Here is a 26,746-nt window from a genome sequence, read left to right as displayed (position 1 = left end):
ATGTCACTCGACGCGCTGAAGGCCGCCGTTCCCGACTACGCCAGGGACCTGCGGCGCAATCTCGACGCGGTCGTCGAGCACGGCGGGCTCGGTCAACAGCGGCTGTGGGGAACGGTGCTGGCCTGCGCGATCGCCGCGCGCTCGGCGCGGGTGCTGCGCGAGCTGGCGCCCGAGGCCGGCGCGCGGCTCTCCCCCGAGGCCTTCACCGCGGCCAAGTCGGCCGCCGCCGTCATGGCGGTGAACAACGTGTTCCACCGCACCAGGCATCTGCTGTCCGACCCCGCGTACGGAGAGCTGCGCACGGGCCTGCGGATGACCGCGATCGGTCATCCGGGCGTCACGAAGGCCGACGTCGAGTTCTGGTCGTTCGCGGTCTCCGCGATCAACGCCTGCGGACTGTGCCTCGACGCGCACGAGCGCGCGCTGCGGAGGCTGGAGGTGGACCGCGAGACGATCCAGGAGGGCATCAAGATCGCGTCCGTGATCCAGGCGTTGGCGACGACGCTCGACGCGGAGGCCGTCATGGACGGCCTCGGTGACGTCCGACCGCCGGACGGGACCGCCCCGGTCACTTCTTCCTGAGCTCGTCCATCAGCGCCAGCATGTCCTCGACCATGGCCGGTTCGAGGCCGCCGAGGTGCACGATGTCCTGGTCGTCGCTCTCGAACTCCGGGTTCAGCGGATCCACGTCGTTGTACTCGGTGACCTGACCGACGGAGAGCGAGAGCACCGCCTGTCCGTCGAGGACCTCCAGTGACGGGCTCTCGTCACCGGGCCGGCTCACCAGATAGGCGCGCTCCCCCACTTCGGGGACGAGCTTCAGGATCTGTTCCCCGGCCCCCTGGTCGGCCGGTTCGATCAGGGACGCGTCGAACTGCGGCCCCGGATCCGTCTTCTTGTGCAGCGTGTACGTGATCTCCGCGTACGCCCGCACGGTCGGCCCCGGATGCCCCTCGGGCTTCGGCGGCCGCTTCGGTACCAGGTTGACCGTGCAGACGGCCTGGTCGAGCGCCTTGTCCTCGCCCACCGCGGCGAACGGGTCCCGCTTCTTGCCGAGGGCCGCGGAGAGCGCCGCGAGATCGGCGTCGAGGCACAGGTTGCGGCTGACCCCGTAGCCCTGGAGATCCGGCCCTGTCCTGCCGTACGCCCACAGGGCGCCCGCCCACACCGCCGACGTCACCAGCACACCGGTCAGTCCCCACACCCATGGGCGCCGCCGCAGCGGCGGGCCGGGTATCAGGGGTGAACCGTCGGCGCCAAGGGTCTCGGCCGCGTGCTCCGGGCCTCGTGGCGCGGGCACGGTCGCCGGCGCCGAGAGCTCGCCCTCGAGCTCCGGCTCGGAGATCATTCCTGACCGTTCCGGGGCTCGGCGGGCGGCGCGTCGGAGACCGGCGCGACCGGACCGGCGGCCGGGGCCGCGGAGCTCGCCGGGGGCGCGGCCGTGGCGCCCGGGGCGGGTGTCGGGGCGATGTCGAGCGCCGTGGCGCCGTGCGGCCCGGGGCCGCCGCGCAGGCTCTGCTCCTGGCTGTGCGCGCGGAGGTAGCCGACGACGGTGTTCGTGACGGCGACCAGCGGCACCGCGACGACGGCTCCGGCGATACCGGCGACGAGGCCGCCCGTCGCGACCGCGAGGACGACGGCCAGCGGATGCACGCGCACCGCACGGCCGAGGATGAACGGCTGGAGGACGTGGCCCTCGATCTGCTGGACGGCCAGGACGACGATCAGCACCATCAGCGCCGTGAACACGTCCTGGGTGACGAGCGCGACGACCACGGCGAGCGCGCCCGAGATGACCGCTCCGACGAGCGGGATGAACGCGCCGAGGAAGATGAAGACGGCCAGCGGCACCGCCAGCGGGACGTCGAGGAAGTAGAGCCCGAGGCCGATGAACACGGCGTCGATGAGCGCGACTATGAGCGTTCCGCGCACATACGCGGTGAGCGTGCGCCAGGCGCGCGGTCCGGCGCCGGCGAGGCCCGGACGCGCCGCCGCGGGGAACAGCCTGAGCGACCACTCCCAGATCCGCCGACCGTCGTAGAGGAGGAAGAGCGTGGAGAACACGGCGAGCAGGATCCCGGTCAGCAGCTCGACCACGACGGTCACGCCCTGGATACCGGCGGAGGTGATCTCCTCGGTGTTGGTGCCGATCGCGTCGCTCAGACTCTTCGCGAGATCGTTGATCTGCTGTTCGGTCACATGGAAGGGGCTGTTGAGCAGCCAGCGTTTGAGTTCGTCGATGCCGTCGGTGACGCGGTCGGAGAGCACGTCGATGTTCTCCACGACCTGCCACACCACGAACCATCCGATGAGGCCCATGACGATGAAGCCGGCGAAGGCGGTGACCGCCGTGGCCAGACCACGCGGCAGGCCCCACTTCTTGAGCCGGGCGACCGTGGGTTGCAGGAGCGCGGTGACCAGCAGGGCGCCGACGAAGGCCATCACCACGAGCTGAACGGCGCTGATGATCTTCATCAACACCCAGAGCAGGAGCGCCAGTACGACCAGCCGCCAGGCGGCCTCGGCGGCGACCCGCATGCCCCAGGGAATGGCTGCCACGGGCTCCGGCTTGGCCGCGACACTGGGCGCGTAGTCCGGCGGTGCCGGGACGCTGTCCCGTGCCGAACCGTCCGCGGGCCCGTCGTCCCCCGCGGCCTCGGCCCGGCGCTCCCCCAACCGCTCGCCCAGCTCGGTGAGTTCGGCTCCGACCCGGCCGAGCCACCCCGGCAGTTTCGACATGCTGATCCTTCTTCCCCGGAGTCGTACTGCCTGACCGTACACGCGCAAAGCCCCTCACCGTAGGACGGGGAGGGGCTTCACAAGGTTGAGCGCCGACGGCCTGAAAACCCGACGGGGAAGTGCGTGATCGGGCGGGCCTAGTACCAGTTGTTGGCCTGCCAGAACGACCAGGCACCGCACGGGCTGCCGTAGCGGTCGTTCATGTAGTTCAGGCCCCACTTGATCTGCGTGGCCGGGTTGGTCTGCCAGTCGGCGCCCGCGGACGCCATCTTGGTGCCGGGCAGTGCCTGGACGAGACCGTAGGCACCCGACGACGGGTTCTGCGCCTTGTAGTTCCAGGTGGACTCGTGGTCCACGATGTTGCTGAAGCACTGGAACTGGTCGCCGGGGATCATCTGGCGGGCCATGGCCTGGACTTCGGAGACGGAGTACGAGCTCTGCACCGAGAAGTCGGAGGAGTCACGCGTCTCGTCGCGGCTGGCGCGCTGCTCGGCCAGCTTGGCCTCGCGCGCCTGCTCGACCTTCTCCTCGGCCGCTTCCTTCTTCGCCTTGGCGTCCTTGGCCGCCTGGATACGAGCCGATTCCTCGGCGGACTTCTTCGCTGCCACATCGGCGGCAGTGGCCTGCGCGTCGGCCTGCTGCGTCAACGACGCGGTCTGGACCTGGGCGTGCTGGCCCGCGGGGATGTCTGCGAGGAGCGTCGTGTCAGCTGCGGTCGCCTCGAAATTGTCGTCCGAGGCCTGGGGAGCGCCCGAAGCGACTCCCACGACTGCGCCGACGGTGGTGACCGCTGTAGCTGATGCCACGGCGAATCCCCGGACCGAGATCCGGCTCACACGGTTTCCTTCCAGCAGCGTCCGTGTACGTGACCTCACGGATGCAATCGTGCCCCTGGCACTGGTCTCCGTACCGCACGTCACGGGAGACACGGGCCCGTCGGCAACTCCCATGGCGGAAGCACCGGATGAAGCGCGGGCGGCATACGACGGCAAGTGTTGAGTTGTGTGGTTCCGCATCCCTGGGGATGCACGTGTGTCGTATGCGGGGCCTGACGGAAGCAAGACTCTGCCGGACGCCTACGCCGCAAGGCAATTCTTCGTTGCGTGGGATAGCTCACACCCCGTTTGGCACACCAGTTTCACGGAAATGGCGGCATGGCACAGCGCCGCCCGGCTAGGCTCTTACGGCCTTGCCGGGCGGCGCCAACTACCGCATTCAGGCGGAGAACTAACCTTCCTCCAGCATTTCGGTCACGAGCGCGGCGATCGGCGAGCGCTCGGAGCGGTTGAGGGTGACGTGCGCGAAGAGCGGATGGCCCTTGAGCTTCTCGACGACGGCGACCACCCCGTCGTACCTGCCCACCCGCAAGTTGTCGCGCTGCGCCACGTCATGGGTCAGCACCACACGCGAGTTGGCCCCGATACGGGAGAGAACGGTCAGCAGTACGTTCCGCTCCAGCGACTGGGCCTCGTCGACGATGACGAACGCGTCGTGCAGCGACCGTCCGCGGATGTGCGTCAGGGGCAGCACTTCGAGCATGCCGCGGCCGAGCACCTCCTCGATCACCTCACGGCCGGCGACGGCCGACAGGGTGTCGAACACCGCCTGCGCCCAGGGGCTCATCTTCTCGGCCTCGGTACCCGGCAGATAGCCGAGCTCCTGCCCGCCCACCGCGTACAGCGGCCGGAAGACCATCACCTTCTTGTGCTGACGGCGCTCCAGGACCGCCTCCAGGCCCGCGCAGAGGGCCAGGGCCGACTTGCCGGTGCCCGCGCGGCCACCCATCGAGATGATGCCGATGTCCGGGTTGAGCAGCAGATCGAGCGCGATGCGCTGCTCGGCGCTGCGGCCGTGGATCCCGAAGGCCTCCCGGTCGCCGCGGACGAGCTTCACATTGCCCTCGGAGGTGATACGGCCGAGAGCCTTGCCCCGGTCGGACTGGAGGACCAGTCCGGTGTGCACCGGCAGCTCGGCCAGCTCCGGCACGTACAGGGTCTCCTCGGAGAAGAGGAGATCCACCTGCTCGGCGGAGAGCGCCATCTCGCTCATACCGGTCCAGCCGGAGTCGGTGATGGCCAGCTCGGCGCGGTACTCCTCGGCGAGGAGCCCGACCGACGATGCCTTGATGCGCAGCGGCAGGTCCTTGGAGACGACGGTGACGTCGTACCCCTCCGCCTGGAGATTGCGCGCCACCGCGAGAATCCGCGAGTCGTTGTCCCCCAATCGGAAGCCGGCGGGAAGGACGCCGGGATCGGAGTGGTTGAGCTCGACGCGCAGCGTGCCGCCCAGGTCGCCCAGCGGGATGGGGGCGTCGAGGCGGCCGTACCGGATACGGAAGTCGTCGAGCAGGCGCAGGGCCTGCCGGGCGAAGTATCCGAGCTCCGGATGGTGCCTCTTGGCCTCCAACTCCGTGATCACCACGATCGGCAGCACGACTTCGTGCTCGTCGAAGCGGGACATGGCGTTCGGATCGGCCAGCAGGACGCTGGTGTCGAGAACATAGGTGCGCCTGTCGGGCATGCGGCGCTTTGTGCTGGTCACCACGGAAGGACGTACCCCCTCGGACGAGGTCGGGATGCGACGGCGTCACGGGCTGTGGTCGCCCGCCTGGCGGCGGACGGCGGACCGGACTCGGGCCCAAGTGCGCGGGCCGAGGACCGGCCCTCCACGGCGCCCGTACGCGTCACCGTACGATCGTCCTGGTGCAAAGGGCCTCCCGGGCGGACGGCTGGGCCGACCGCTGAGATTCGACGCCCGCCGTCATCGCTGACGGTTCTGCTCGGACGTCGACCTGTGGAGAGGTATTCCCTCGAACACCCGCCGCCATGCCACGGCATATGACGGACAGCGTGTGAACCTCGGGTGACGGGACGGCCCGGGCGGTCGTGAACGCCGTTCGGCGCGGTCGTCAGGGGGGATTCCGGGGAGGGGTATCGGAAGCCTTGCGGGGCAGGGGCTCAGGCTCCGTAGCGGCGGTGTCGCGCCGCGTAGTCACGAAGGGCTCGCAGAAAGTCGACCTTGCGGAAAGCCGGCCAGAAGACTTCGCAGAAGTAGTACTCCGAATGGGCGCTCTGCCAGAGCATGAAGCCCGAGAGCCGCGTCTCGCCGCTCGTCCTGATCACCAGGTCGGGGTCGGGCTGGCCGCGCGTGTAGAGGTGCGAGGCGATCAGGTCCGTGTCCACTATCTCGGCGAGCTCCTCGAACGAGGTGCCCTTGCTCGCGTGGTCCAGGAGAAGGGAGCGGACCGCGTCGGCGATCTCCTGCCGGCCGCCGTAGCCGACGGCCACGTTGACCAGTATTCCGGTGTTGCCGTGGGTGGCCTGCTCGGCCTCCTTCAGGACGGTCTGCATACGGGCGGGGAGCAGGTCCATCGTGCCCACGTGGTGGACGCGCCAGCGGCCGTCGGCGGCGAGGTCACGCACGGCGCTCTCGATGATGCCGAGGAGGGGGATCAGCTCGTCGTCGGCGCGGTCGAGGTTGTCCGTGGACAGCAGCCACAGGGTGACCACCTCGACGTCCGTCTCGTCGCACCAGCCGAGCAGGTCCTGGATCTTGCTGGCACCGGCCTTGTGCCCCTGTTCGGTCGTACCGCCGGAGGCTTTGGCCCAGCGGCGGTTCCCGTCGAGAACGACGCCGATGTGCTTGGGCAGCACCTGGGTGTGATCGAGGCGCCTTTCCACCCGGCGTGCGTAGAGCCTGTACACCAGGTCGCGCAAGTTCACTGAGTCCACCTCTTCGATTTCTGATGGGGACCGCCACCAGGCGGCCCGCGGGGCCGCCCGTCCACCGCGGGGAAGGCCGTCCGCGAGAGATGGGGACCGCCCCTGGCACCCGAAGCCGTCACATTACTGCGCGGGCGGCACGACGGCCCAACCCGGTCTGTCACAAGTCCGTGATAAGGAAGGACTCGTGACTGAATTCCCCTCTTATCTCGCAGCCGATGACCGGTACGACTCCATGGAGTACCGGCGCAGCGGACGCAGCGGCCTCAAGCTGCCCGCGCTCTCCCTCGGCCTCTGGCACAACTTCGGTGACGACCGGACCCTCGACTCGCAGCGCGCGATCCTGCGCCGCGCCTTCGACCTCGGCGTCACGCACTTCGACCTGGCGAACAACTACGGACCGCCGCCCGGATCGGCGGAGTTGAATTTCGGCAAGATCTTCGCGCAGGACTTCTCGGCCTACCGCGACGAGTTGATCGTCTCCACCAAGGCCGGCTATCTCATGCATCCGGGCCCGTACGGGGAATGGGGCTCCCGTAAGTATCTGACGTCGTCGCTGGACGCCTCCCTCAAGCGGATGGGCCTGGACTACGTCGACGTCTTCTACTCGCACCGCTTCGACCCGCACACGCCTCTTGAGGAGACGATGGGCGCGCTGGCGTCCGCGGTTCAGCAGGGCAAGGCGCTGTACGTGGGCGTGTCCTCGTACAAGGCCGAGCAGACCGCCGAGGCGGCACGGCTGTTGAAGGAGATGGGGGTCCCCGCGCTCATCCACCAGCCCTCGTACTCGATGATCAACCGCTGGATCGAGGACGACGGTCTGCTCGACACGCTGGAGGCGGCCGGCATGGGCTGCATCTCCTTCGTGCCGCTGGCGCAGGGCCTGCTGACGAACAAGTACCTCAAGGGAATTCCGGAGGGCTCGCGGGCCACGCAGGGCAAGTCCCTGGACCCCGATCTGCTCTCGGACGAGGTCGTGCGGAGGCTGAACGGGCTCGACGAGATCGCGCGGCGACGCGGTCAGTCGCTGGCGCAGCTGGCGATCAACTGGGTGCTGCGCGACGAGCGGATGACGTCGGCGCTGATCGGCGCGTCCAGCGTGAAGCAGTTGGAGGAGAACGTCGCGGCGCTGTCCGGGGCCACGCTGTCGGCCGACGAGCTGAAGGAGATCGACACCTTCGCCGTGGACACCGAGGGCACCAACATCTGGGCCGGGCGGGGCTGACCGCGGCGCGGACATGAAAAAACGGGCCGGTCCGTGGGGGGGATACGGACCGGCCCGAGGGGGGGTTTCCACCATAACCCTTCGTAAGTGATGCTGCGTGCCAAGCCGCGCCGTCGCTACGCTCCGGAGTCACCCGATTGCTGTGCCGGACACGTAAAAGGCCCAGGACAGCGGGGCTGAGGACACTGTCCGGGGCGGGGGAATGGCGAGAAGTCGCCACCCGATGGGAGTACTCGGGAGCGGGCTGTGCGAGGGGCGCCGCTTTGACGTCGGGGCTTCGGACGTCAGGGAGATGGACGCCGCAATCCCGATGCAATGCGGACGGAATCTGTCCTCAATGACTCCTAGGCTCGGCCGCATGACGACGAACAACGCGGATGCCAGGACCGGGAGTCCGAGGGTGAGCTGGGCGGCGGCCAACGCCCGGCGGCTGGCCCGGCAGGGGCTCACCACACCGACCGGCGGTGGCCCCGCCGCCGTCACCGGCGCCATGGTCGGCGCCCACGCTCAGGTCCTGTCGGCGGCCGAACTGTCGGTGGCGCTGCGGCTGGACGGCGGCGAGACGCGCGAATCGGTGCGGAGCGCGCTGTGGAAGGACGGCAGCCTGGTGAAGACGTTCGGGCCGCGCGGCACCGTACATCTGCTGCCGTCCGCCGACCTGCCCCTGTGGACCGGTGCGCTCTCCGCGCTGCCCGCAGGGCGCAACGCCATGCCCGACGGCGTACGGATGAGCGAGGACGAGACCGATCAGGTCGTCGCCGCGATCGCGGACGCGCTGGCGGACGACGACCTCACCGTGGACGAGCTGACCGAGGCGATCGTGGCGCGCACGGGGCCGTGGGCCGGCGAGCGCGTCATGGACGCGTTCCAGACCAAGTGGCCGCGCTGGCGGCAGATGACACACACGGCGGCGCACCGCGGCGCGCTCTGCTTCGGCCCCAACCGGGGGCGGAAGGTCACGTACACCAACCCGCACCGGCTGCTGCCCGGATTCACGCCGCTGGCGGGGCGGGAGGCGCTCGCCGGGCTCGTTGACCGCTATCTGTACGCGTACGGACCCGCCACGCCGCAGCACTTCGCCAAGTGGCTGGCCGCGCCGGTGAATTGGGCCAAGGAGCTGTTCGGCTCGCTCGCGGCGGAGGGCCGGACGGAGCGGGTCGACTTCGAGGGTGAAGCGGCGTGGGTGAGGTCCGGTGACACGGACTTCCCGGCGGAGCCACCGGTCCCGGGCGTACGGCTCCTCCCCTACTTCGACGCGTTCACCATCGCCTCCCAGCCGCGGACACGGCTCTTCGCGGGCGCGGCGTACGAGCGGGCGCTCGGGGGCGGGCAGGCCGGGAACTTCCCCGTGCTGCTGATCGACGGAGCCGTCGCCGGGGTGTGGCACCAGCGCCGGTCCGGGAAGTGGCTCGACGTGACGGTGGAGCCGCTGGGCACGCTGAGCGCCGCGCATCGCGCGGGACTTGAGGAACAGGTGGAGCGGACCGGCGAGATCCTTCAGGGGACACCGCGCCTGACGGTCGGGACGGTGTCGGTCGGGGCGCACGCGTAGCGCGTGGCACGTGCCTTTCTGCCCGTCTGTCCGTCTGTCCGTCCATCCGTGTCCGGACTCAGACGGGCTTGACCGCCTCGATCAGGAAGCGTGTCGTGGTGGCCACGAAGGGGCCTTCGGTCTCGATACGGCGGTGCAGGGCCGCGAGTCGGTCCCGGTATCCGTCGACGGTGAAACCGGGCACCATCCAGATCACCTTCCGCAGGAAGTAGACGACGGCGCCGATGTCGTGGAACTCGGTGCGCAGGGCCGCCGTTCGCAGATCCACCACATGGAGCCCCGCCGCCTCGGCCGCCGCCCCGGACCGTTCGGGGTCGCGCGCGGCACGCGCCTCGGGTGGCTGCGGTCCCAGGAAGTACTCGACCAGTTCGAAGACGCTGGCCGGGCCGACCTCCTGGGAGAAGTAGGTGCCGCCGGGCCGCAGGACGCGGGCGATCTCCGTCCACCACGCCCGCACCGGGTGACGGCTGACGACGAGGTCGAACGCCTCGTCCCCGAAGGGCAGCGGCGGCTCGTCGTGGTCGCCCACGACGGCCGCGCCGAGCGGGTGCAGGAGCGCGGTGGCGCGGGCGACGTTCGGCGGCCACGACTCGGTGGCGACGGTCAGCGGCGGCAACTTCGGTACGGAGGCGAGGACTTCACCGCCACCGGTCTGGATGTCGAGGGCGGCGGTGGCGCGGCCCATGCGCTCGCCCATGGCACGGGCGTAGCCCCACGGGGGCCGCTCCTCGGTCGCCCGCCCGTCGAGCCAGGAGAAGTCCCAGCCGTCGACGGAGACGGCGTCGGCCTCGGCGATCAGCTCGTCGAAGGTGCGAGTGTCGGGACGGGGGCGGGGCGTGGTGGACATGAGGGGATGGTGGCAGGAGCCCCGTACCGGCCGCGAACGCATTTCACGCGCGGCGCCCACCGGCCGGGTCAGACGGCGAGGGCACCGAGCAGTACGCCGAGCAGCGCCCCGGCGATCATGAAGGGGCCGAACGGGATCGCGGACTTACGGTTCGCGCGGCGCAGGAGTATCAGCCCGAGGCCGTACAGCGACCCGAGCAGGAATCCGGCGAACGCGCCGACGAACAGCACCAGCCAGCCGTACCAGCCGAGGACGACGCCGAGCGAGAGCGCGAGCTTGACGTCGCCGAAGCCCATGCCGTTCGGGTTGATCAGGAAGAGCACGAAGTAGCAGGCGCCGAGCACGAGTCCGCCCAGCAGCGCGGTCGACCAGGAGCCGCCGTCGTTCGGAAGCAGCGCGGCGATCCCGAGCAGCACGGCGGAGGCCGCCGCGAGCGGCAGCGTCAACTGGTCGGGAAGGCGGTGCACGTTGCGGTCGACGAGCGCGAGCAGTACGGCGAAGGGCGCGAGCAGCAGCCATACGGCGAGTTCGGGCCGGGCGCCGGTGGCGGCGGCGAGCGCGCCGCAGACGAGGGCGGTGATGACGATGACGGGGACGGAAGGGGTGTAGCGCGCGCCGCGCAGGACGGGCGCGGGGGTGGCGCGGGCGTCCTGGACGCTGTCGGCCGCGTCCGCCTCGTCGTCGTCGGCGCCTGTGGGGGCATCCGCGCCCGGCGCCGTCGCGGGCTCGTCGGTGCGGGGAAGCGCGGCCTCGCCGGCCTCCGAGCGCCCGGTCGACGCGGTGGCCACGGAGTCCGTACGCCCGCTCGCGCCGGCGGGAGTCACCACCCCGCCCGCCGCGACGCAGGTCGCACAGCCCGCGGTGCCGAGCCAGCCCCGTGCCGGTCCGGTGATCGGGTGCCCGGCGTCGCAACTGTCGCGGTACGGGTCCTCCGGCTCGACGGAGAGCCGGTACGCGGCGCGCGGCAGGAGGAGCCCGGTGGCTGAGCCCCAGAGGACGGCGACAACGATCAGCGTGGCGTACACAGGTCGACCTTAGAGCGGACCGCGGCGCGGGTCATGGGTCCTGGGGCCCACATCCGGCCGCTCCCGGGCCCAGATCCGGCCTCCGCGACCGAAAGCCGTGCGAGGTGGTCGTATGGTCTACCGCCATGGGGAAATGGCAGAACGGCAAGGGCAGGCTGACGGTCGAGGGCCGGGACGAGCCGGTGGAGCTGGAGATCGCGGCCTCGTACAACACACGGCGGCGCGGTCTGCTCGGGCGGACCGGACTCGACGGGGCGCTGCTGATCACGCCGTGCAGCAGCGTTCACACGTTCCGGATGGGCTTCACGATCGATGTGGCCTATCTGGACAAGGAGTTGAAGGTCGTCGACGTCCACACGCTGAAGCCCGGCCGGATGCCGCTGCCCCGGTTGCGGGCCCGGCACGTGCTGGAGGCGGAGGCCGGAGCGATGGAGCGATGGGGTGTCCGTCCGGGCGTACGACTGGGCGTGGACGCGTAAAGTCCGGCGTTTCGCCGTTACTTGAGCTTGGCCGCCTGGGTCGCGAGCAGGATGGACGGTATCTCGGGGGTCTTGGCGCCCTCGAAGTTCGCGGTGTAGAACGTGGCGACGGTGCCGCCCACGCGTACGACATGGAACACCAGCGGCACCGGATCGCCCTCGAAGTCGCCCGTCACCTGGTAGGCGAGGGTGTCGTCGCCCGCCTTGGGGGTGTCGAGTCGCTTCACGGCCGAGTACGTCGACGGGCTGCCGGCGCCGCTTCCCTTGAAGCCGCCCTCGCATGCCTTGACCGCGTCGCTCAGCCGGCTGAGGAGGGTGGTGGCGCCCTGCGTCCCGTGGGTGGTGAGGAACTCGGAGATGGCGGGGCGGCCGGTCTTCGCGCCGACGAGCTGACGGTAGACGGCCGCCGAAGCCTCGGGCTCGGGCCTGCCGTTGATCATCGCGGTGAGCGGCGCGCACGCGGGGTCGTCCGCGGTCTCGCCCTGCGCGGGCGGCGCGTCCATCGGTCCGGCCTTGAACGTCGACACGTCGCCGGTGGCGAGCACCGCGGTGTCCAGCTCGGCCTTCGTCAGCTCCTTGCCGCCGCCGGCGCCGACGCCCTTCACGTTCGGGTCGACCGTCTTCGGCTGCTCCTCCAGGGCCGGCGGTTCCGAGACCTGGCCCGGATCCTTGGGGTCCTTCGGCTCCGCCGTGGCGTTGGCGGCGGCGTCGGGCTTCTTCGGCTTGTCGGTGTCGTCGCCGCCGCTGTCCCCGCCGCCGCAGGCAGTGGTGAGCCCCAGCACGAGCGCGGCCAGCGCGGCGACCGTGCCGGTCCGCCGTGACGTACCTGCGGTGCGCGTCCTCATCGGAATCCCATCTCGCTCTCTACTGACCGGTATTGCACGCTAACAGCGGCTCACGCCGCCTCGCATGGGTCCAAGGACCCAACCCCGTCACCCCTGGTTCGCCCCGGCGTCGGGGCCGGTTGGCCTTCTGTCATGGGTACGGGTGGGGGCGTCGGGCCGGTACGGGGCGCAGCTCCGGCCAGCGGGTGAGCACTCGGTCGGCCATGTCGACGCAGAGCGTGCCGAGTTCGGCCAGGTCGGTGTCCGGTTTCGGGACCATGCGGGCGACGACTTCGAGGCGGTGCAGCAGCCGCTGCCGGGCGGTCGCGGTCCCCCACGTCCAGTCCTCGTGTGTGAGCCGGGCGAGTTGGTCGGCCGTCCCGCGTCGTGCGCGCTCGACGAGCGCGTCACCGCGGATCAGCCACCCGGCGCAGGCGTCGGCGAGTTCGCCCTCGGGTTCGGTGCCGGTGGCCTCGCGCCAGGTGGAGCGGTAGGCGGCCTCGGCGGCCACGAGCAGCGGTTCCGGGGCGGCCGTCACGCACCAGCAGGTGGGGAAACCGACGCGCAGGTAGGCGAGTTCGTTCAGGCCGTTGCCGAGGGAGGCCTGTTCGAAGTCGATGAAGCGGATGCCGTCGGCCGTATGGAGGTCGTTGCCGGGACAGGGGTCGCCGTGCAGGAGGGCGGGGCGGCGCGGTGGCCGGCCGAGCCGTCGCGTCAACCGTGCGAGTTCGTCCGGGACTTGGGCGGGGACGGCGGCGCCCAGCCACCGCGCGAGCGCGAGGAACGAGTCGATGTCGGTGCGGTCGGGGCCGGACCAGCGGGGCAGCGAGGCGGACTCGGGGGCAGCGGGGGCGGTGGGCGCGGCGGCGTGGAGCCGGGCCAGGGCCGTGGCGTACGCGACCTCCCAGCCCTCCTGCGGCGCTCCGTGCTCCACCCGTTCGAGGACCAGCACGCGCGCACCCGGATCCGTACCGAGCAGCGTGGGCGTGACGGGAGGTCGGAGCCGCCCGGCGATGCGGAGCCCGGCGACCTCGCGTGCGTATCGCTCCTCGGCCCCCGGCCCCTCGACGAGCTGCTTGACGACGACCGGTCCGCCACGCGGCAGTTCCGCCGCCCACACCGATGAGCGCGGGCTGCTGTCGAGCAGCCGCACCGCGCCCGGCGCACCGAGCGCGTCCCGCAGGGCGTCCCCGAAGGGCACCTGCGGTGGTCCGTCGCCGCTCCCGGCGCCGGGCTCCACGTCGGTGGTCACGACCGGCCCCGGTCCTCGTTCTGGGCGCCGTCCCCGTGGGCGTCGAGCACGGCCATCGCCTCGAAGCGGAATCGGTCCAACTCCGCGAATGTCTCGGGGAATCCACCGCGTTCGGTGGCGAATTTGACCGTCGCGCCGTGCGTGAGGAAGTCGTCGTCCACACCGACGGAGACGATCGCCACGAGGGAGTCGGCCGCCGGCAGGCCGTGGGCGGCTCTCAGCGCGGCTTCGGCGAATGCCCGTGACCGCGCCACTGCACCGCGCAGAAAAGGCTCGCGCTCCTGGGGCAGATCGTGGCAAGGAATACCGACGTCATTCACGTCCAGCTCGTGCTGGGCGACATCCCCCGCCTGCCAGTCACTGCGCCATCCGGACCCGTCGCCGTAACAGCCGTCGAGCAACAGGGCACCGGCCGGCCCGGTTCGCCATCCACCGTCGATCAAATCCCGCAGTTCTTCCGGGAGAATCTCCGGATCGCGCACCTCGGTGGCCTTCCAGAGCGGCAGCATCAAGGCGTTCATTCTCACGGTGCACTCATTCCGAAGTACTGGTAAGCCTTGTCGATCGCACTCCGCGGAACCTTCTTGGCCAGCTTCGACGAAAGGACGTCACCGGCCTCCGTACGGAACTTTCCGTCGGCGGGGTCGAAGTAGTACTTCTTCGGGTCCGCGCCACGGCCCATGAACTGCACATGGATTCCGGCGCCCGGCTTGCCCGGGTTCTGATTCTCGATGTCCACGCGGAACGAGCGGTCGGTGGAGGTGTACACCGTCTTGCTGTTGATCACCGGGGCGTCCGCCGGCGTCGTGATGGAGCAGGTTCCGGGCGGCGTGTTGTGTACAAGGACCGGCGTCTCGCCGGCCAGCACATAGTACGTGTGGATGCCGTTGATGGTGAGGTCGTGCGTGGTCTGCCGCTTGGTGTACCGGTCGACGGAGGTGACCGGTACGGAGGTACCGGCGGGCGTACGGAGGTCGTCCCCGGCCTCGATCTCACCGGCGTCCGCCCAGCGGCCCCGGTCGGTCAGCCAGAAGGGGTGCGTGTCGGTCGCCGTCAGGACCTCGGCGCCCGAGTCCGTGAGGACCGTCAACCGGGTGAAGTCCTTGTCGTGGCGTGTGGTGATCGTTCGCTCGATGGCACGAGCTTCCGTACGACCGCTCTTCGGATCGGTGGCGACGACGCGCATACCGATGCGGACCTTGTCGATCGCCATCCGGCGGCCGTCGGCGAGCAGCACCGGCGTGCCGGGCAGGAAGCTGTGCTTCGGGGCGCACCCGACCGGCTTGTCGCCGGGTTTCTCTTCGGGTTTCTCCCCGGGCTTTTCCTCGGGGTTCTTCGGCTTCTCGGCGTCGAATTTCTTCTTCGCGTCGGCGAGTTTGTCTTCCGCGTCGTCGACACGCTTGCGGTTCTTGATCAGACCCTTGAGACCGTCGTACAGATCACCGCCGTGCTTCTTGAGCTTCTTGACCAGCTCAACGGCTTTCTTCCACTTCCACGGAGCGCCGTACTTCGCCGCCAACTTGCCCACGGCCCCGCCCACAACACTGAGCAGGACGTTGATCAGCGTCTCCGTGCAGGCGCCCATGTCGCCCTTGGTGATGCAGTCCAGCGCGTCCGTGATCCCGAGCTCATCGGCCAGGATCTTCGCGAGCTCTTTCGCCGCTTCCTTAGCCTTGTCGGAATCACTCTTCTCGGCCGCCTGAGCGTCCTGAAGCTCCTTCAACGCGGCGTCATAATCCAACTCCGCCTGCGACTTCTCACCACTGTCATTACCCGTATCAGAGGCCGGGTCGTCGACAGCAGGCTCACCAGGCTGATCACCTTGGCCGTCCTCGCCTTCCGCGACGGAATCGCTGCCACCACCGCAGTCACCACCACCGGTGATCCTGCAGACCTGCGTACTGATCCCATCGGCCAACGCCGGCCCGACACCCGTACCCACCAGAGCACCCACGATCGCCGCCACAACGACGACCAGACCCACGTACTCGATGGCCCCCTGCCCCCGCTGCGACCAACGCAACGCACCCAACAATCGCGCCTCGGTGCGCAACCCCAGCCGCAAACGACGCACGACCCATCCCCCCTATACGTCAGCCTCTGGTGGTACAGGACACAGGAATGGGCCGTGCAGTTCCCTCGGGAACGTCACGCGTCACCGCGGTCGCTACGCGTCGCTCGGTGTCTCCCCGTAGTACTGCCTGACGGTTCGTCCGAGCTTCCGCTGGATGGACCGCAGGGCCTTGATCGTCGCCTCGTCACTGAGTCCGGTGGTGGTCGACCATTCGAAGCCCGTGCCCGCCAGGTCGCTGACGAAGACGATCTCGACGGCGAGCAGGATCCGTGCCCAGTCGACCGGGGCGAGAGGCACGTCGCCGGCGAGGGCACGCCGCAGCCGGGGGCACTGGTCGAGCAGATCGCGCTCGCTCGCGAACCCCATGCCGACGGCGAGTTGATCCGAGCACCGGGCGGGCCCGCCCCATTCCAGGAGCGCCCGCCGCAGGAGCGCCGTCTCGTCCTCGGCGAGCAGTGCGCTCGCCGCCACTTCGCTACCCGCCATCAGTTGAGTTCCGCCCAGTAGTCTTCCAGCGATGCCGGGTCCCTGCGGAAGATGGTTCCGCCGTCCGGATGCATCGGGTCATGGATCACGATGGTCGTGCCGTCCTTGCCGAGGTATGCCTTACGACCGCTGCCAAGAGGCTTGGTCCGCGAGGGATTCGTCATGACGTCGGTGGCGAGTTCGCCGAGGTCTTTCGCCGAGACACCGGGGAAGTCCTTCGCGTGCTTGTTGTCCGCGTGGCCACTCGCGATGTCGCCGGCGTCTTCGAGCCGCTCCTCGTCGGTGCACCAGTCGTTGTTGTGCACGAGGACCGGGGTGTCACCTGTGACGACATAGTACGTGGCGATGCCGTTGATGGTGAGGTCGTGCGTGGTCTGCCGCTTGGTGTACCGGTCAACGGCCGTGACCTGCACGGATGTACCGGCAGGGGTACGGAGGTCGTCCCCGGCCCTGATGTCACCGGCGTCCGCCCAGCGGCCCCGGTCCGTCAGCCAGAACGGGTGCGTGTCGGTCGCCGTCAGGACGTCCGTGCCCGAGTCCGTGAGGACCGTCAGACGCGTGAAGTCCTTGTCGTCGTGCGTGGTGATCGTCCGCTCGATCGCGCGGGCCTCGCTCCGACCGCTCTTCGGATCGGTGGCGACGACGTACATACCGGCGCGGAGCTTGTCGATCGCCATCCGGCGGCCGTCGGCGAGCAGCACCGGCGTGCCGGGCAGGAAGCTGTGCTTGACGGCGCAGGACTCCGGTTTGTCCTCGGGCTTGTCGCCGTCCTTGGGTTTGTCCTTGTTCTCCTGGTCGAGCTTCTTCTTGGCGTCGGCGAGTTTGTCTTCCGCGTCGTCGACACGCTTGCGGTTCTTGATCAGACCCTTGAGTCCGTCGTACAGATCACCGCCGTGCTTCTTGAGCTTCTTGACCAGCTCGACGGCCTTCTTCCACTTCCACGGAGCGCCGTACTTCGCCGCCAACTTGCCGACCGCCCCGCCCACAACACTGAGCAGGACGTTGATCAGCGTCTCCGTGCAGGCGCCCATGTCGCCCTTGGTGATGCAGTCCAGCGCGTCCGTGATCCCGAGCTCATCCGCCAGGATCTTCGCGAGCTCCTTCGCCGCTTCCTTGGCCTTGTCGGAATCACTCTTCTCGGCCGCCTGAGCGTCCTGAAGCTCCTTCAACGCGGCGTCATAATCCAACTCTGCCTGCGACTTCTCACCACTGTCATTACCCGAATCAGCGGCCGGGTCGTCGACAGCAGGCTCACCAGGCTGATCACCTTGGCCGTCCTCATCGCCTTCCGCGACGGAATCACTGCCACCACCACAGTCCCCACCACCGGTGATCCTGCAGACCTGCGTACTGATCCCATCGGCCAACGCCGGCCCGACACCCGTACCCACCAGAGCACCCACGATCGCCGCCACAACGACGACCAGACCCACGTACTCGATGGCCCCCTGCCCCCGCTGCGACCAACGCAACGCACCCAACAGCCGGACGTCGGTGCGCGGCATAGCCGGCCGCGCACGACGACGGATCTGACGAACCAGACGTACTACCCCCGATGACAACATACCCACGACGCTACGGCGCGACCTCGGACCTGGTCATGGGTCCCAGGGCCCAACTGGGGCTCAAAGGCGGTGGGGGTCCGGGAACACGAGAAGGGCAGGCCCTGCACCATCCTGGCCTGGGATGGATGCGGCCTGCCCTGTCTCGGGAGAGTGCTGGTTACTCGCCACCGAGGATCTCGTCGACAGTGTTGGTGAGACCGTCGGCGATGGCGGTGTCGACGTCCGAGCCGACGATCGCGGCGATGATCAGCGCCACCAGGACGATGACACCCACGTACTCGACCGCGCCCTGGCCCTTGTCACTGCGACGCTTCATCGCAGCGACAGCGGTGTTCGCCCAGGTACCGACGTAGACCTTGGCGTTGGTGGCGGCCTTCAGCGTGACGTTCGACATGAGCTTCCCCTTATTGTGTCGGCCGGCCGGTAACCGGCCGACTCGTACGAGTCTCTGGTGCCGCCTCGCGCTTCCGGCTTCCTCCTGGCCGGTCTCGCTGGCGACATGAGAAAAGTACGACGGGGCGACACCCACCCGCATGGGCCCCAAGACCCAACCCAGGGCCCAACCAAGAGACTGGGCCCCGTCCCCTGGGGGGGAAACGACGACGGCCCCGCGAACGCGGACGGCCGCTGCCGTATGCGACTTCCATACGACAACGGCCGTGTGCGCACAGGCTCGCTGTGTCCTCAGTTCTGCGAGCTGTCGGTCTCACCGCGCGGGAAGGAGATCTCCACGCGACGATTCTTCTTCCGTCCCTCTTCGTTGCCGTTGTCCGCGATCGGATACTGCTCGCCGTAGCCCCGGATCTCGTACGTGATGCCGGCTTCGGCCAGTTCCTTCTCCAAGACCCCGTGCACGGCCTCGGCGCGCTGCTTGGAGAGCACGTCTCCATGGGCGGACGAGCCGAGGTTGTCGGTGAAGCCGAAGACCCGGACCTTCTTGGCGCCCTGCTTCTCGATCTCCGCCGCCACGGCGGCGATACGGGAGTTCGCGGCGCTGGACAGCTTCGAGCTGTCCTTGCCGAAGAGAACTTCGGCCTGAAGAGCGAACTTCAGACTCTCGCTGGTCTCCTCGCGACGCTCTTCTCCGCCCTCCGACTCGACGACCGAGATGATCGGCAGCACCTTCGCGGGGGCGAGCGTGGCGCCGTCGCGGAGCTTGAGCCCGTTGGCGTTGCCGTCCACCTCCGGCGGCGGGGACGTCGACTCGGTGCCCGGTGGCGTGCTGGGGCTCTCGTCCGCGGACGCGCTCCCCGCCATGGTGAACTGCACGCTGGTGAACAGAACAGCCGCGGCGATCGCCGTCACCGCCGGACGTGCGGCGGCACGCCGCGTACGCGGCGTGAAGGCACGCATCAGGAGATCTCAATCGTCGCGGTGGGCATCAGCGGCACCTGAATGTCGACCTGGGAGGTGCTGTCCGGCGGGGCCGGGAACTGGGCGAAGAAGTCCTCCGTGGCACCGTCGTCCATACCGATGATTCCGGTTGTGGTCAGAGGATTGCCCTCTGTGTCACGCAAGACGTAGTAGCGCTTCTTGTCCGCCTTGTCCACGAGTGTGACACCGGCCAACGACTTACCGGTACGCCGGACCTGACTCTCGTCACCACTCCATGCGCTTGGAAGTGATTCCCTGCCGCCGCTGGTGTTCTTGATGGTGCCTGTCACAGTCAGAAAACCGCCGTCGTCGCGGGCAGCGGTGTGAATGGTGAACTGGAACCCGTTGCTGCCATTGATGGTCGCCAGCGTCTGGCTGGTGTCCGGCACCGTGTTCCCGCCGTCGTCATTCGAATTGTCCTTGGCCGGGGCTGACGAGGACTTGCCCGCGTCGTCGTTCCCGCCGTCGTCACCACTGCCACAGGCCGTCAAGGACACTGTCAGCGCCACGGCCGCGAGGACGCACCCCGCTGCCCTACGGGCCTTCGTTCCATGCCGCATATTCATTAGTGTTGATCCTTTGTGTTCACTCGCGGTCAGTCCTCGGCCAGTCGGACGGAGAACAGGACAGACATGTCCGGCAACACCAGATTCTTCGGGTCGAGGTCCAAACCCCTGCCGTCGCAGACGAGCTCACCGGGCAGGGAAGGCTCTTCCTCACCCTCCTCGCCGGGCTCGGGATTCTCTTCCGTCTCCCCGTCATCCTCTGCCGGCTTGAACATGCAACGAGGCTCGACGACCGCTGTGGCCGTGGCCTCAGCCTTCTTGTCCTCGGTGCCGGGCAGGATGTTATCGCCCATCGGCTCCTGGGTTCTGACATCAACCGTGAAACCCCAGCTCGCGCCGCCCAAGGCTTTGCACCCATTCGGCTTGACGTCCACGCCGTTCTTGTCGGCGAGTTGCTGAGCCGCGGCGCAGCCGATGAAGGAGCCGACCGGATTTCCGTTGAAGATCTCGTCCAGATAGCCGGGCGTGAAGAAGTTCGTCAGCAGCTCTTCCGCGAACCGGTCGCGGGATTCCTGGGCCGCTGCCAAAGCTGCCGCGTCGGCCCCGGACTGGGCGCCGTTACGCGTGGCGCCCGCCTGTCCGACCGCGAAGAACGCGAGCGCGAGAAAGAGCAGGCCCGCCACCACCGTGATGTAGATGGGAGCGGCCTGCCCTGCGTCGCGAGAATTGGTCACTCGCCGCCGAGGATCTCGCCGACCGTGTTGGTGAGACCGTCGGCGATCGCCGTGTCGACCTCCGAACCGACGATCGCGGCGATGATCAGCGCCACCAGCACGATCACACCCACATACTCGACCGCACCCTGGCCCTTGTCGCTCCGGCGCTTCATCGTCGCTGCGGCCGTGTTCGCCCAGGTGCCGACGTACAGTCTGGCCTTGGTGACGGACTTCAGCGTGACGCTCGACATGAGAATCCCCTTTGGTGTCGGCCGGCCGGCAACCGGCCGACTCGTACGAGCCCTTGACGCCACCCGCGCTTCCGACTTCCTCCGGGCCGGTCTCGCTGGCGGCATGAGAAACATACGATGACACAACACCCCCCGACATGGGCCCCGAAATCCAACCTCCGGGCCCAATAGCGGACTTGGCACTGCTGGCGAATTCATGGGCCGTCCGGCCCTCGGCGCGCTCAGTCACGACCGGCCGACCCCCCTCGCGCGACACCGTGCCAGAAGGCGATGGCCTCACCCCGGCTACCGGCGTTCAGTTTGGCAAAGATGCGATTGATGTGGTTCTTCACGGTTTTCTGGCTGATGAAGCAGGCGGCGGCGATCTGCTGATTGGTCATCCCTGACGCGATCAGGTCCATGATCTCCACCTCCCGCTGACTCAGCTCGGAGTAGAGCCCCTCCGAGGCCCCTGACGCCCGAGGCATCCCCGGGGCCGTCTGCCCATGAGGCGAGTGTGCCATATTCGATTGCGAAAGCGAAGAAGCTGGAGCAAATTGTTGCCGGTTCAACTCCCGATCACCGGGTGTTACTTGCCGGTTTGTCGGAGAAACGTACGGCGGATGCCCATGACCGGCGTGTGCGTTTGCAGACGTATGGCCCGGCTGGGCCGGCTGGTAGCCGGGCCCGGTGAACGCCGTCCCGAGTCCCTCGGGAAGAGCGCCGGCGCCCGGGTCCGCGCCGCCCCCGTCCCGCACGCTCGCCAGCAGCGCGCTGGACGCGGAGTGTGTGAAGTGGGCCCTGCCCTGCTTGATGTCCCGGACGGCGGCGACCAGTTGGTCGGCCGTGAACTCGCCGTGGACGAGATAGCCGCCCGCGCCGAGCCGCAGCGCCTCATGGACGATCTCGCTCTCGCGGCTGTACGTCATCATCAGCACCGGCGCGAGCCGCACCAGGTGCGGCAGGGCGGAGATCCCGTCGACACCCGGCATGCGGACGTCCAACAGGACGACGTCCGGCTTGTGTTGAACGGTCTGTTCGTATGCCTGGCGGCCGTCGACCGCTTCCGCGGCGACCTCGATGTCGTCGCGTCCCGACAGCAGGACGGTCAGGCCCGCCCGTACGACCGGATTGTCGTCGGCGACCACGACACGCAGCGCGGGCGCCGTGGGCATCGGGCCCGGCAGGGCGGGGAAACCTCCGGATGCCGCCGGCGGTGCTGACGTGGGGACTCCCGCGGTGTGCTCCGAACTGAGCGGTGTGGTGTGCGAGGACGAGTGCTGCGATACGTGCGACTGCTGCGTCCAGTGCTGCCCGGAACTCCGGGAGAAATCGTCCGGCATGGCTGCGGCCTCCTCTCATGGGTGGGGACGATGGGTGAGTTGCTGCTCCGAGACGGAAGTTCTGCGGGCGGGTCAGTTCAGCTGTGGTGCGGGGTGCTGCTGCGGACGTTGGCCCGGGGGCAGTCCCAGGGCCGTGAGCGGGAGTTCCAGCCGTACTTCCGTGCCCTTCGCCGCCCGGCCTCTGCCGATGCGGATACGGGCGCCGATCGACGCCGCGCGTTCCACCATGCCGACGAGGCCGAAGTGACCGGCCCGTCTGAGGTCTTCGAGCGAGGTGCCCTCGGGCAGGCCCTTCCCGTCGTCGTACACGCTGATGCGCAGCACGTCGCGTACCACTCCCGCCGACACGTCGACGTACGTCGGGTGCGCGTGCCGCTTCGCGTTCTCCATGGCCTCGCTGGCGATGGTCAGGGCGTGCCTGGCCACGACGTGCGGGATGGGTGGCATCGCGGTTTCGCCCAGTTGGCGGAAGGACGCCGGAACGCTGTGGCGCCGGGTGAAGTCCTCCGTACGCGACCGGAGTTCGGCGACGACGTCCACTCCGCCGTCGAGACCGGACTCCCGGCGCAGGTCGGAGAGGAGTTCACGGGACTCGGCGGCGGCGCGGCGGGCCGAGCGGGCGACGAGTTCCGCCTGGTGCTTGACGGTGAGCGGGTCCATGCGGTCCGCCGTGCTGGCGAGACCGTCGGCGGCCATCGCCAGACCGTGCAGGGTCTTGGCCACCGAGTCGTGCATCTCGCGGGCCAGCCGGGCCCGTTCCTCCTCGACCGCGCCGGTGACCGCGAGCCGGGCGCGGGCCTCGGTGAGCGCCTGGCTGGCGGTGCCGAAGCCGAGCATCAGGTTGCGCAGCGTGCTGCCGATCGCACCGGCGATGACGCACAGTCCGGGAAGCAGCAGCGCCGAGAACGAGACCTCGACATCGGTGTTCACCGCGTACGCTCCGCCGAGCATCAGCAATTGGAGCACCGCGAAGAACGTGGCACCACGCCAGCCGTACACGAGTCCCGCCAGTAGCGGCGTGCAGATGGTGACGTAGGCGAGTGTGGAATCCGGCGAGGCGGTGATGAGAAGGAGCGCCCCGAAGAGCGTGTCCGCGGCGAGAAGCACTGGATGCCGCAGAAGTACGGGCCCGAAGCGCTCCCAGTCACGAAACAGCAGGTACGACACCATGAAGGTGACGATGACCGCGGAGGCGACGAGCCAGGTGGCGAGTCCGGCCGCGGTGCGTTCCAGAGCGAATGGAGACGCGAGTGCGATCATCGCCAGTCGAAAGCCGAAGACTTGCCGGCACAGTGCCTGAAGAGCGTTGACCTGAATCGGCAGTGACGGCACATGATCAGGTGCGGTGGTGGGCGAACCGGGTGGTTCGCTGCTGATGCCGCCCGTGAGTACGGCGAATCTGGGGGCCATGGTGGCTCACCTCCCGCTCGGATGTCGTTGGGCTGCTGCGCCTCGGTCGGCCATGGTCCGATCAGCCGAGGATGTTTCCGAAGTCGACTCCGGAACCGTAGTAGAAGCTGAGAACAATGAGGATCATGGTCGCCGGGAGCATGACCATCGTGACGACGAGGGTGGTCTTCGGCACGGCCTTCGCCGCGTTCCGACGGGCGTTCTGCGAGTCGGTGCGCCGCATGTCGTTGGCGATCTGGATCAAGGTGTCCACGATCGGCGCGCCGAGCTCCTCGCCCTGCTGAAGGGCGGTGACGAACATCGAGACCTGGTCCGAGTCGTTGCGCTTGCGCAGATGGTCGAAGGCTTCACGACGGCTCACACCCATGTCCATCTGGCGCAGTGTGATGCGGAGTTCGTCCGACCACGGTCCCTTGTACTTCTCCGCGACACGCTCCAGCGCCTGCCGGAAACCAAGGCCGGCGGAGACGACGACGGCGAGGACGTCCAGGAAGTCCGGCAGCGTGCGTTCGATGTCGTCACGACGCTTGCGGATGGCGACGCGGATGATGACGTCAGTCCAGAAGAATCCGTAGACCAGGGCGAAGATCCCCAGTGGTGCCTGGCCACGGATCACCAGAGCGAAGCAGGCGAAACCGCCGAGGAAACCGTAGACCGCGCGGCGGGCCGCGTACCGGTCGACCGTCATACCGCCGGGATTGCCCGCCATGTCGAGGCGGCGGCGCAGGGCGTCGACGCGCTTGGGTCCCATCATGCGCAGCACGGACGGGGCGTAGCGGATGCCCAGCCGGTCGATGCCGGAGCCGACCGCGGTGGTCCGGGTGGCGCCGCTCTCCAGGGCAACGGCCAGGTCGCCGGGGAGTTTTGCGTCGGCGCGGTACAGACGAACACCGTAGAAGGCGCCGTATACGGCGAGACCGATGACAGCGGCGAGTAGAAGTCCCATGTCTCGTATCCCCCTCTCAGACCTGGATCCGGGACATTCGCCGGATGGCGAGATATCCGACCGCGTACAGCGCGAACGCGACGATCGTGCCGACCTGGCCGACCGTTGCCCCGGTCATCTTGTCCAGCGCTCCGGGGGTCATGTTGTTGATGAGCAGCAGGAAGCCGAGGCCGATCATGGGGACGGCGAGGGCCGTGACCTGGATCTGCGAGAGCACGGTTTTCACCTCGCGCCGGGTCTCCTTGCGTTCTTCGAGCGTCTCGGTGAGATTTCGCAACGACGTCACGACCTGTCCACCGGCCCGGCTCGAAAGCACCAGGGTGGTCACCAGCACGACCAGTTCACGGGAGGGCAGGCGGTCCGCGAGCTCTCCGAGCGCGTCGTCCAGCGTGTGCCCGACCGCCAGTTGGTCAGCCACCTTGCGCAGTTCCTCACCCGCGGGGTCGTCCAGTTCCTCGGACGCCATGACCAGGGCAGTACGCATGGCCAGACCGGCCTGCGTGGCGTTGGCGAGTACTCGCGTCAGCTCGGGCAACTGGTTGATGAAGGCCTCGGTCCGCTTGACGCGTTGCCAGTTCAGGAACGCGTTGCCGCCCCAGAGACCGGCGAGTGCCGCGAGCACCCCGAAGAACGAGGCGAAGATGGCACCGACGAGGAAGTAGAGACCGAGCAGACCAGCCACCACGTACACGACGTATTCACCCGGTGTCAGATCGAGGCCGGTGACCGCGATCTTTCTCTCGATGCGCTTGCCGATGCCGGTCGTGCGCAGGCGACGGTCGAGTCCTCGGAAGCGGCGGCGTCGGCCGACCACCGTTATCTGCCCCGTGTGGGACATTCGCTCGACGAGCGCCTCGCGTTGGGCCTTGCCCGACGAGTAGACGTGCACGCCGATGACGGCGAGCACACACGTGAGAAGCGTGATGCCTATCGTCAGGAGCGGGAGATTATCCATGTCGTGCGGGGACCTTCTGGGTGAGCGGCGGGCAGGGACGGTCTTCGGGGGCGGACATCAGGCTGCTGCCTTACGGAGGGCGAGTTCTTCCTCGGACTCCGCGACGCCGAAGGCCGGGGGAATCGGCTCGCTCTTCATGTAGAGGCGCTCGGCGACCCGGCGGGGCATCGGGTAGTACTCGAAGTGGCCGGGAATCCGGCCGTCGGCGGCCATGGGCTGGGCGAGGTAGCGGCAGACCGAGACGATCCGGTACTCCTCGCGGCCGTGGGAGTCGACGATGGCGATCTCGGTGATACGGCGGGAGCCGTCCGCGTGCCTGGTCAGCTGGACGATCACGTCGACGGCGCTGTTGATCTGGTCCTTGATCGCCACGAAGGGGATCTCGACCTCCGACATGGAGGCCAGGGTCTGGAGTCGCATCAGCGCGTCCTCGGCGCTGTTGGCGTGGACGGTCGCGAGCGAGCCGTCGTGACCGGTGGACATCGCCTGGAGCATGTCGAGCGTCTCACCGCCACGGACCTCACCGACGATGATGCGGTCGGGACGCATACGCAGGGAGTTGCGGACGAGGTCGCGAATGGTGACCTGGCCCTTGCCCTCGACGTTGGAGGGGCGGGTCTCCAGCGTGATCACATGCTGCTGCTGGAGCTGGAGTTCGGCGGAGTCCTCGATGGTGACGATGCGCTCCCCGTCGGGGATGAGCCCGGACAGGGCGTTCAGAAGTGTGGTCTTGCCGGTACCGGTGGCTCCGGAGACGATCACGTTGAACTTCGCCCTGACCAGCCCGGACAGCAGGACCATCATCTGCTCGTCCAGCGAGCCCAGTCCGATCATCTCCGGAAGAGTGAACGCGCGCGGGAAGCGGCGGATCGTGAGGATGGGCCCGCTCAGGGACAGCGGCGGGATGATGACGTTGACACGCTCGCCGGACGGCAGTCGCGCGTCCACCATCGGATTCGCCTCATCCACACGGCGGTTGACGGTGGAGACGATTCGTTCGATGGTCTGCATGAGCTGCTCGTTGGAGGCGAACCGCATAGGCAGCATTTCCAGTCGGCCACCGCGCTCCACGAAGACCTGCTCGTGGCCGTTCACCATGATCTCGCTGATGGAGGCGTCTTCGAGCAGGGGTTCCAGGATGCCGAGGCCGAGGGCTTCGTCGACGACGCGGCGGATGAGCTGGGAGCGCTCGCCGGAGGAGAGCACGGGGCCCTCGCGGCTGATGATGTGGCCGAGGACTCGTTCGAGCCTGGCCCGGCGCTCGGCGGTGGCGAGAGCGGACATCTCCGCGAGGTCGATCTCCTCGAGGAGCTTGGCCCGGTAGATGCCGACGAGCAGGCTCTCTTCGCTGCGCCCATTGGTCGGCTCGGGGCTGCTGATGCGCGCCCTCAGGCTCATGTCCTCAACTCCCAGGTGATGCTGATGCGGTGTTCGGGTGGTGCGTGCTGCCTCCCGGCGATCCGGGTAAGTGACAGG

The 26,746-nt window shown here is 68.6% G+C and carries 27 protein-coding genes; 4 read left to right on the top strand and 23 right to left on the bottom strand.

Annotation, left to right across the window (positions count from 1 at the left end; translation table 11 throughout):
• Complete coding sequence (locus tag ACFWHU_RS10230; protein ID WP_385791112.1) at window positions 1-582, top strand: carboxymuconolactone decarboxylase family protein; 582 nt, start codon at window positions 1-3, stop codon at window positions 580-582.
• Here ACFWHU_RS10230 and ACFWHU_RS10225 read toward each other — a convergent pair.
• The 5 genes from ACFWHU_RS10225 to ACFWHU_RS10205 form a co-directional block, all read right to left on the bottom strand.
• The gene (locus ACFWHU_RS10225; protein WP_385791114.1) at window positions 569-1,348 is read right to left on the bottom strand and encodes a hypothetical protein; all 780 of its coding nucleotides are present in this window, start codon (window positions 1,346-1,348) and stop codon (window positions 569-571) included. The two genes, ACFWHU_RS10230 and ACFWHU_RS10225, sit on opposite strands and share 14 nt — an antisense overlap.
• The gene (locus ACFWHU_RS10220) at window positions 1,345-2,739 is read right to left on the bottom strand and encodes an AI-2E family transporter (protein WP_387224593.1); all 1,395 of its coding nucleotides are present in this window, start codon (window positions 2,737-2,739) and stop codon (window positions 1,345-1,347) included. The genes ACFWHU_RS10225 and ACFWHU_RS10220 overlap by 4 nt, the downstream gene beginning before the upstream one ends.
• A gap of 137 nt (window positions 2,740-2,876) precedes the next feature.
• Window positions 2,877-3,575: a transglycosylase SLT domain-containing protein gene (locus ACFWHU_RS10215; protein WP_385791118.1), complete on the bottom strand. Its 699-nt coding sequence runs from the start codon at window positions 3,573-3,575 to the stop codon at window positions 2,877-2,879.
• Window positions 3,576-3,966: 391 nt separating this feature from the next.
• A complete protein-coding gene (locus ACFWHU_RS10210; protein ID WP_387224592.1) occupies window positions 3,967-5,283 on the bottom strand; it encodes a PhoH family protein in 1,317 nt (438 codons plus the stop codon).
• A gap of 413 nt (window positions 5,284-5,696) precedes the next feature.
• Window positions 5,697-6,461 (bottom strand): isoprenyl transferase, encoded by a 765-nt coding sequence (locus ACFWHU_RS10205; protein ID WP_385791121.1) that lies wholly within the window; start codon window positions 6,459-6,461, stop codon window positions 5,697-5,699.
• 187 nt (window positions 6,462-6,648) lie between these two features.
• Between ACFWHU_RS10205 and mgrA the strand changes: the two genes are divergently transcribed.
• Both mgrA and ACFWHU_RS10195 read left to right on the top strand, forming a co-directional pair.
• On the top strand, window positions 6,649-7,686 hold the full coding sequence (gene mgrA, locus ACFWHU_RS10200; RefSeq protein WP_387224591.1) for an L-glyceraldehyde 3-phosphate reductase: 1,038 nt from the start codon (window positions 6,649-6,651) through the stop codon (window positions 7,684-7,686).
• 358 nt (window positions 7,687-8,044) lie between these two features.
• Complete coding sequence (locus ACFWHU_RS10195; protein ID WP_387224590.1) at window positions 8,045-9,238, top strand: winged helix DNA-binding domain-containing protein; 1,194 nt, start codon at window positions 8,045-8,047, stop codon at window positions 9,236-9,238.
• A gap of 58 nt (window positions 9,239-9,296) precedes the next feature.
• On the opposite strand, the gene ACFWHU_RS10190 is transcribed toward ACFWHU_RS10195, so the two are convergent.
• Both ACFWHU_RS10190 and ACFWHU_RS10185 read right to left on the bottom strand, forming a co-directional pair.
• On the bottom strand, window positions 9,297-10,085 hold the full coding sequence (locus ACFWHU_RS10190) for a class I SAM-dependent methyltransferase (RefSeq protein WP_387224589.1): 789 nt from the start codon (window positions 10,083-10,085) through the stop codon (window positions 9,297-9,299).
• Between the two features lie 68 nt (window positions 10,086-10,153).
• On the bottom strand, window positions 10,154-11,110 hold the full coding sequence (locus ACFWHU_RS10185) for a prepilin peptidase (RefSeq protein ID WP_387224588.1): 957 nt from the start codon (window positions 11,108-11,110) through the stop codon (window positions 10,154-10,156).
• A 125-nt stretch (window positions 11,111-11,235) separates the two neighbouring features.
• Between ACFWHU_RS10185 and ACFWHU_RS10180 the strand changes: the two genes are divergently transcribed.
• A complete protein-coding gene (locus ACFWHU_RS10180) occupies window positions 11,236-11,589 on the top strand; it encodes a DUF192 domain-containing protein (RefSeq protein WP_385791132.1) in 354 nt (117 codons plus the stop codon).
• A gap of 17 nt (window positions 11,590-11,606) precedes the next feature.
• Here the strand turns inward: ACFWHU_RS10180 and ACFWHU_RS10175 are convergent, their stop codons facing one another.
• From ACFWHU_RS10175 to ACFWHU_RS10100, 16 genes are all read right to left on the bottom strand, one after another.
• Window positions 11,607-12,434, bottom strand: coding sequence for a hypothetical protein (locus ACFWHU_RS10175; protein ID WP_387224587.1), 828 nt, complete (start codon window positions 12,432-12,434; stop codon window positions 11,607-11,609).
• Window positions 12,435-12,564: 130 nt separating this feature from the next.
• Complete coding sequence (locus tag ACFWHU_RS10170; protein ID WP_387224586.1) at window positions 12,565-13,665, bottom strand: phosphotransferase family protein; 1,101 nt, start codon at window positions 13,663-13,665, stop codon at window positions 12,565-12,567.
• The gene (locus ACFWHU_RS10165) at window positions 13,662-14,192 is read right to left on the bottom strand and encodes a hypothetical protein (protein ID WP_387224585.1); all 531 of its coding nucleotides are present in this window, start codon (window positions 14,190-14,192) and stop codon (window positions 13,662-13,664) included. The genes ACFWHU_RS10170 and ACFWHU_RS10165 overlap by 4 nt, the downstream gene beginning before the upstream one ends.
• Window positions 14,189-15,388 carry a polymorphic toxin-type HINT domain-containing protein gene (locus tag ACFWHU_RS10160; protein WP_387224584.1) on the bottom strand — a complete coding sequence of 400 codons (1,200 nt, stop codon included), beginning with the start codon at window positions 15,386-15,388 and terminating at the stop codon, window positions 14,189-14,191. The genes ACFWHU_RS10165 and ACFWHU_RS10160 overlap by 4 nt, the downstream gene beginning before the upstream one ends.
• A gap of 444 nt (window positions 15,389-15,832) precedes the next feature.
• Entirely contained in the window at window positions 15,833-16,225 is a 393-nt protein-coding gene (locus ACFWHU_RS10155) for a hypothetical protein (protein ID WP_385791143.1), read from the bottom strand.
• Window positions 16,225-17,394 carry a Hint domain-containing protein gene (locus ACFWHU_RS10150; protein WP_387224583.1) on the bottom strand — a complete coding sequence of 390 codons (1,170 nt, stop codon included), beginning with the start codon at window positions 17,392-17,394 and terminating at the stop codon, window positions 16,225-16,227. Before ACFWHU_RS10150 ends, ACFWHU_RS10155 begins: the two co-directional genes overlap by 1 nt.
• 553 nt (window positions 17,395-17,947) lie before the next feature.
• Complete coding sequence (locus tag ACFWHU_RS10145) at window positions 17,948-18,184, bottom strand: hypothetical protein (RefSeq protein WP_387224582.1); 237 nt, start codon at window positions 18,182-18,184, stop codon at window positions 17,948-17,950.
• Between the two features lie 290 nt (window positions 18,185-18,474).
• The gene (locus ACFWHU_RS10140) at window positions 18,475-19,143 is read right to left on the bottom strand and encodes an OmpA family protein (protein WP_387224581.1); all 669 of its coding nucleotides are present in this window, start codon (window positions 19,141-19,143) and stop codon (window positions 18,475-18,477) included.
• Window positions 19,143-19,673, bottom strand: a complete 531-nt coding sequence (locus ACFWHU_RS10135; protein ID WP_387224580.1) for a hypothetical protein — start codon at window positions 19,671-19,673, stop codon at window positions 19,143-19,145. Before ACFWHU_RS10135 ends, ACFWHU_RS10140 begins: the two co-directional genes overlap by 1 nt.
• Before the next feature lie 86 nt (window positions 19,674-19,759).
• A complete protein-coding gene (locus ACFWHU_RS10130) occupies window positions 19,760-20,404 on the bottom strand; it encodes a pilus assembly protein TadG-related protein (protein WP_387224579.1) in 645 nt (214 codons plus the stop codon).
• Window positions 20,401-20,637 carry a hypothetical protein gene (locus ACFWHU_RS10125; RefSeq protein WP_387224578.1) on the bottom strand — a complete coding sequence of 79 codons (237 nt, stop codon included), beginning with the start codon at window positions 20,635-20,637 and terminating at the stop codon, window positions 20,401-20,403. Before ACFWHU_RS10125 ends, ACFWHU_RS10130 begins: the two co-directional genes overlap by 4 nt.
• Before the next feature lie 221 nt (window positions 20,638-20,858).
• Window positions 20,859-21,959 carry a response regulator gene (locus tag ACFWHU_RS10120; protein ID WP_387224577.1) on the bottom strand — a complete coding sequence of 367 codons (1,101 nt, stop codon included), beginning with the start codon at window positions 21,957-21,959 and terminating at the stop codon, window positions 20,859-20,861.
• Window positions 21,960-22,031: 72 nt separating this feature from the next.
• Window positions 22,032-23,369 (bottom strand): sensor histidine kinase, encoded by a 1,338-nt coding sequence (locus ACFWHU_RS10115; protein WP_387224576.1) that lies wholly within the window; start codon window positions 23,367-23,369, stop codon window positions 22,032-22,034.
• 61 nt (window positions 23,370-23,430) lie between these two features.
• Window positions 23,431-24,315: a DUF5936 domain-containing protein gene (locus ACFWHU_RS10110; RefSeq protein ID WP_387224575.1), complete on the bottom strand. Its 885-nt coding sequence runs from the start codon at window positions 24,313-24,315 to the stop codon at window positions 23,431-23,433.
• Between the two features lie 16 nt (window positions 24,316-24,331).
• Window positions 24,332-25,270: a type II secretion system F family protein gene (locus ACFWHU_RS10105; protein ID WP_387224574.1), complete on the bottom strand. Its 939-nt coding sequence runs from the start codon at window positions 25,268-25,270 to the stop codon at window positions 24,332-24,334.
• Between the two features lie 57 nt (window positions 25,271-25,327).
• Entirely contained in the window at window positions 25,328-26,668 is a 1,341-nt protein-coding gene (locus tag ACFWHU_RS10100; protein ID WP_387224573.1) for a CpaF family protein, read from the bottom strand.
• Between the last annotated feature and the right edge of the window lie 78 nt (window positions 26,669-26,746).

Origin of the sequence: Streptomyces sp. NPDC060366, from assembly GCF_042725135.1 — a bacterium.
Taxonomy (GTDB): Bacteria; Actinomycetota; Actinomycetes; order Streptomycetales; family Streptomycetaceae; genus Streptomyces.
Note: the sequence above shows the minus strand (reverse complement) of the source record. Positions and strands in the feature narration are given on the sequence as shown.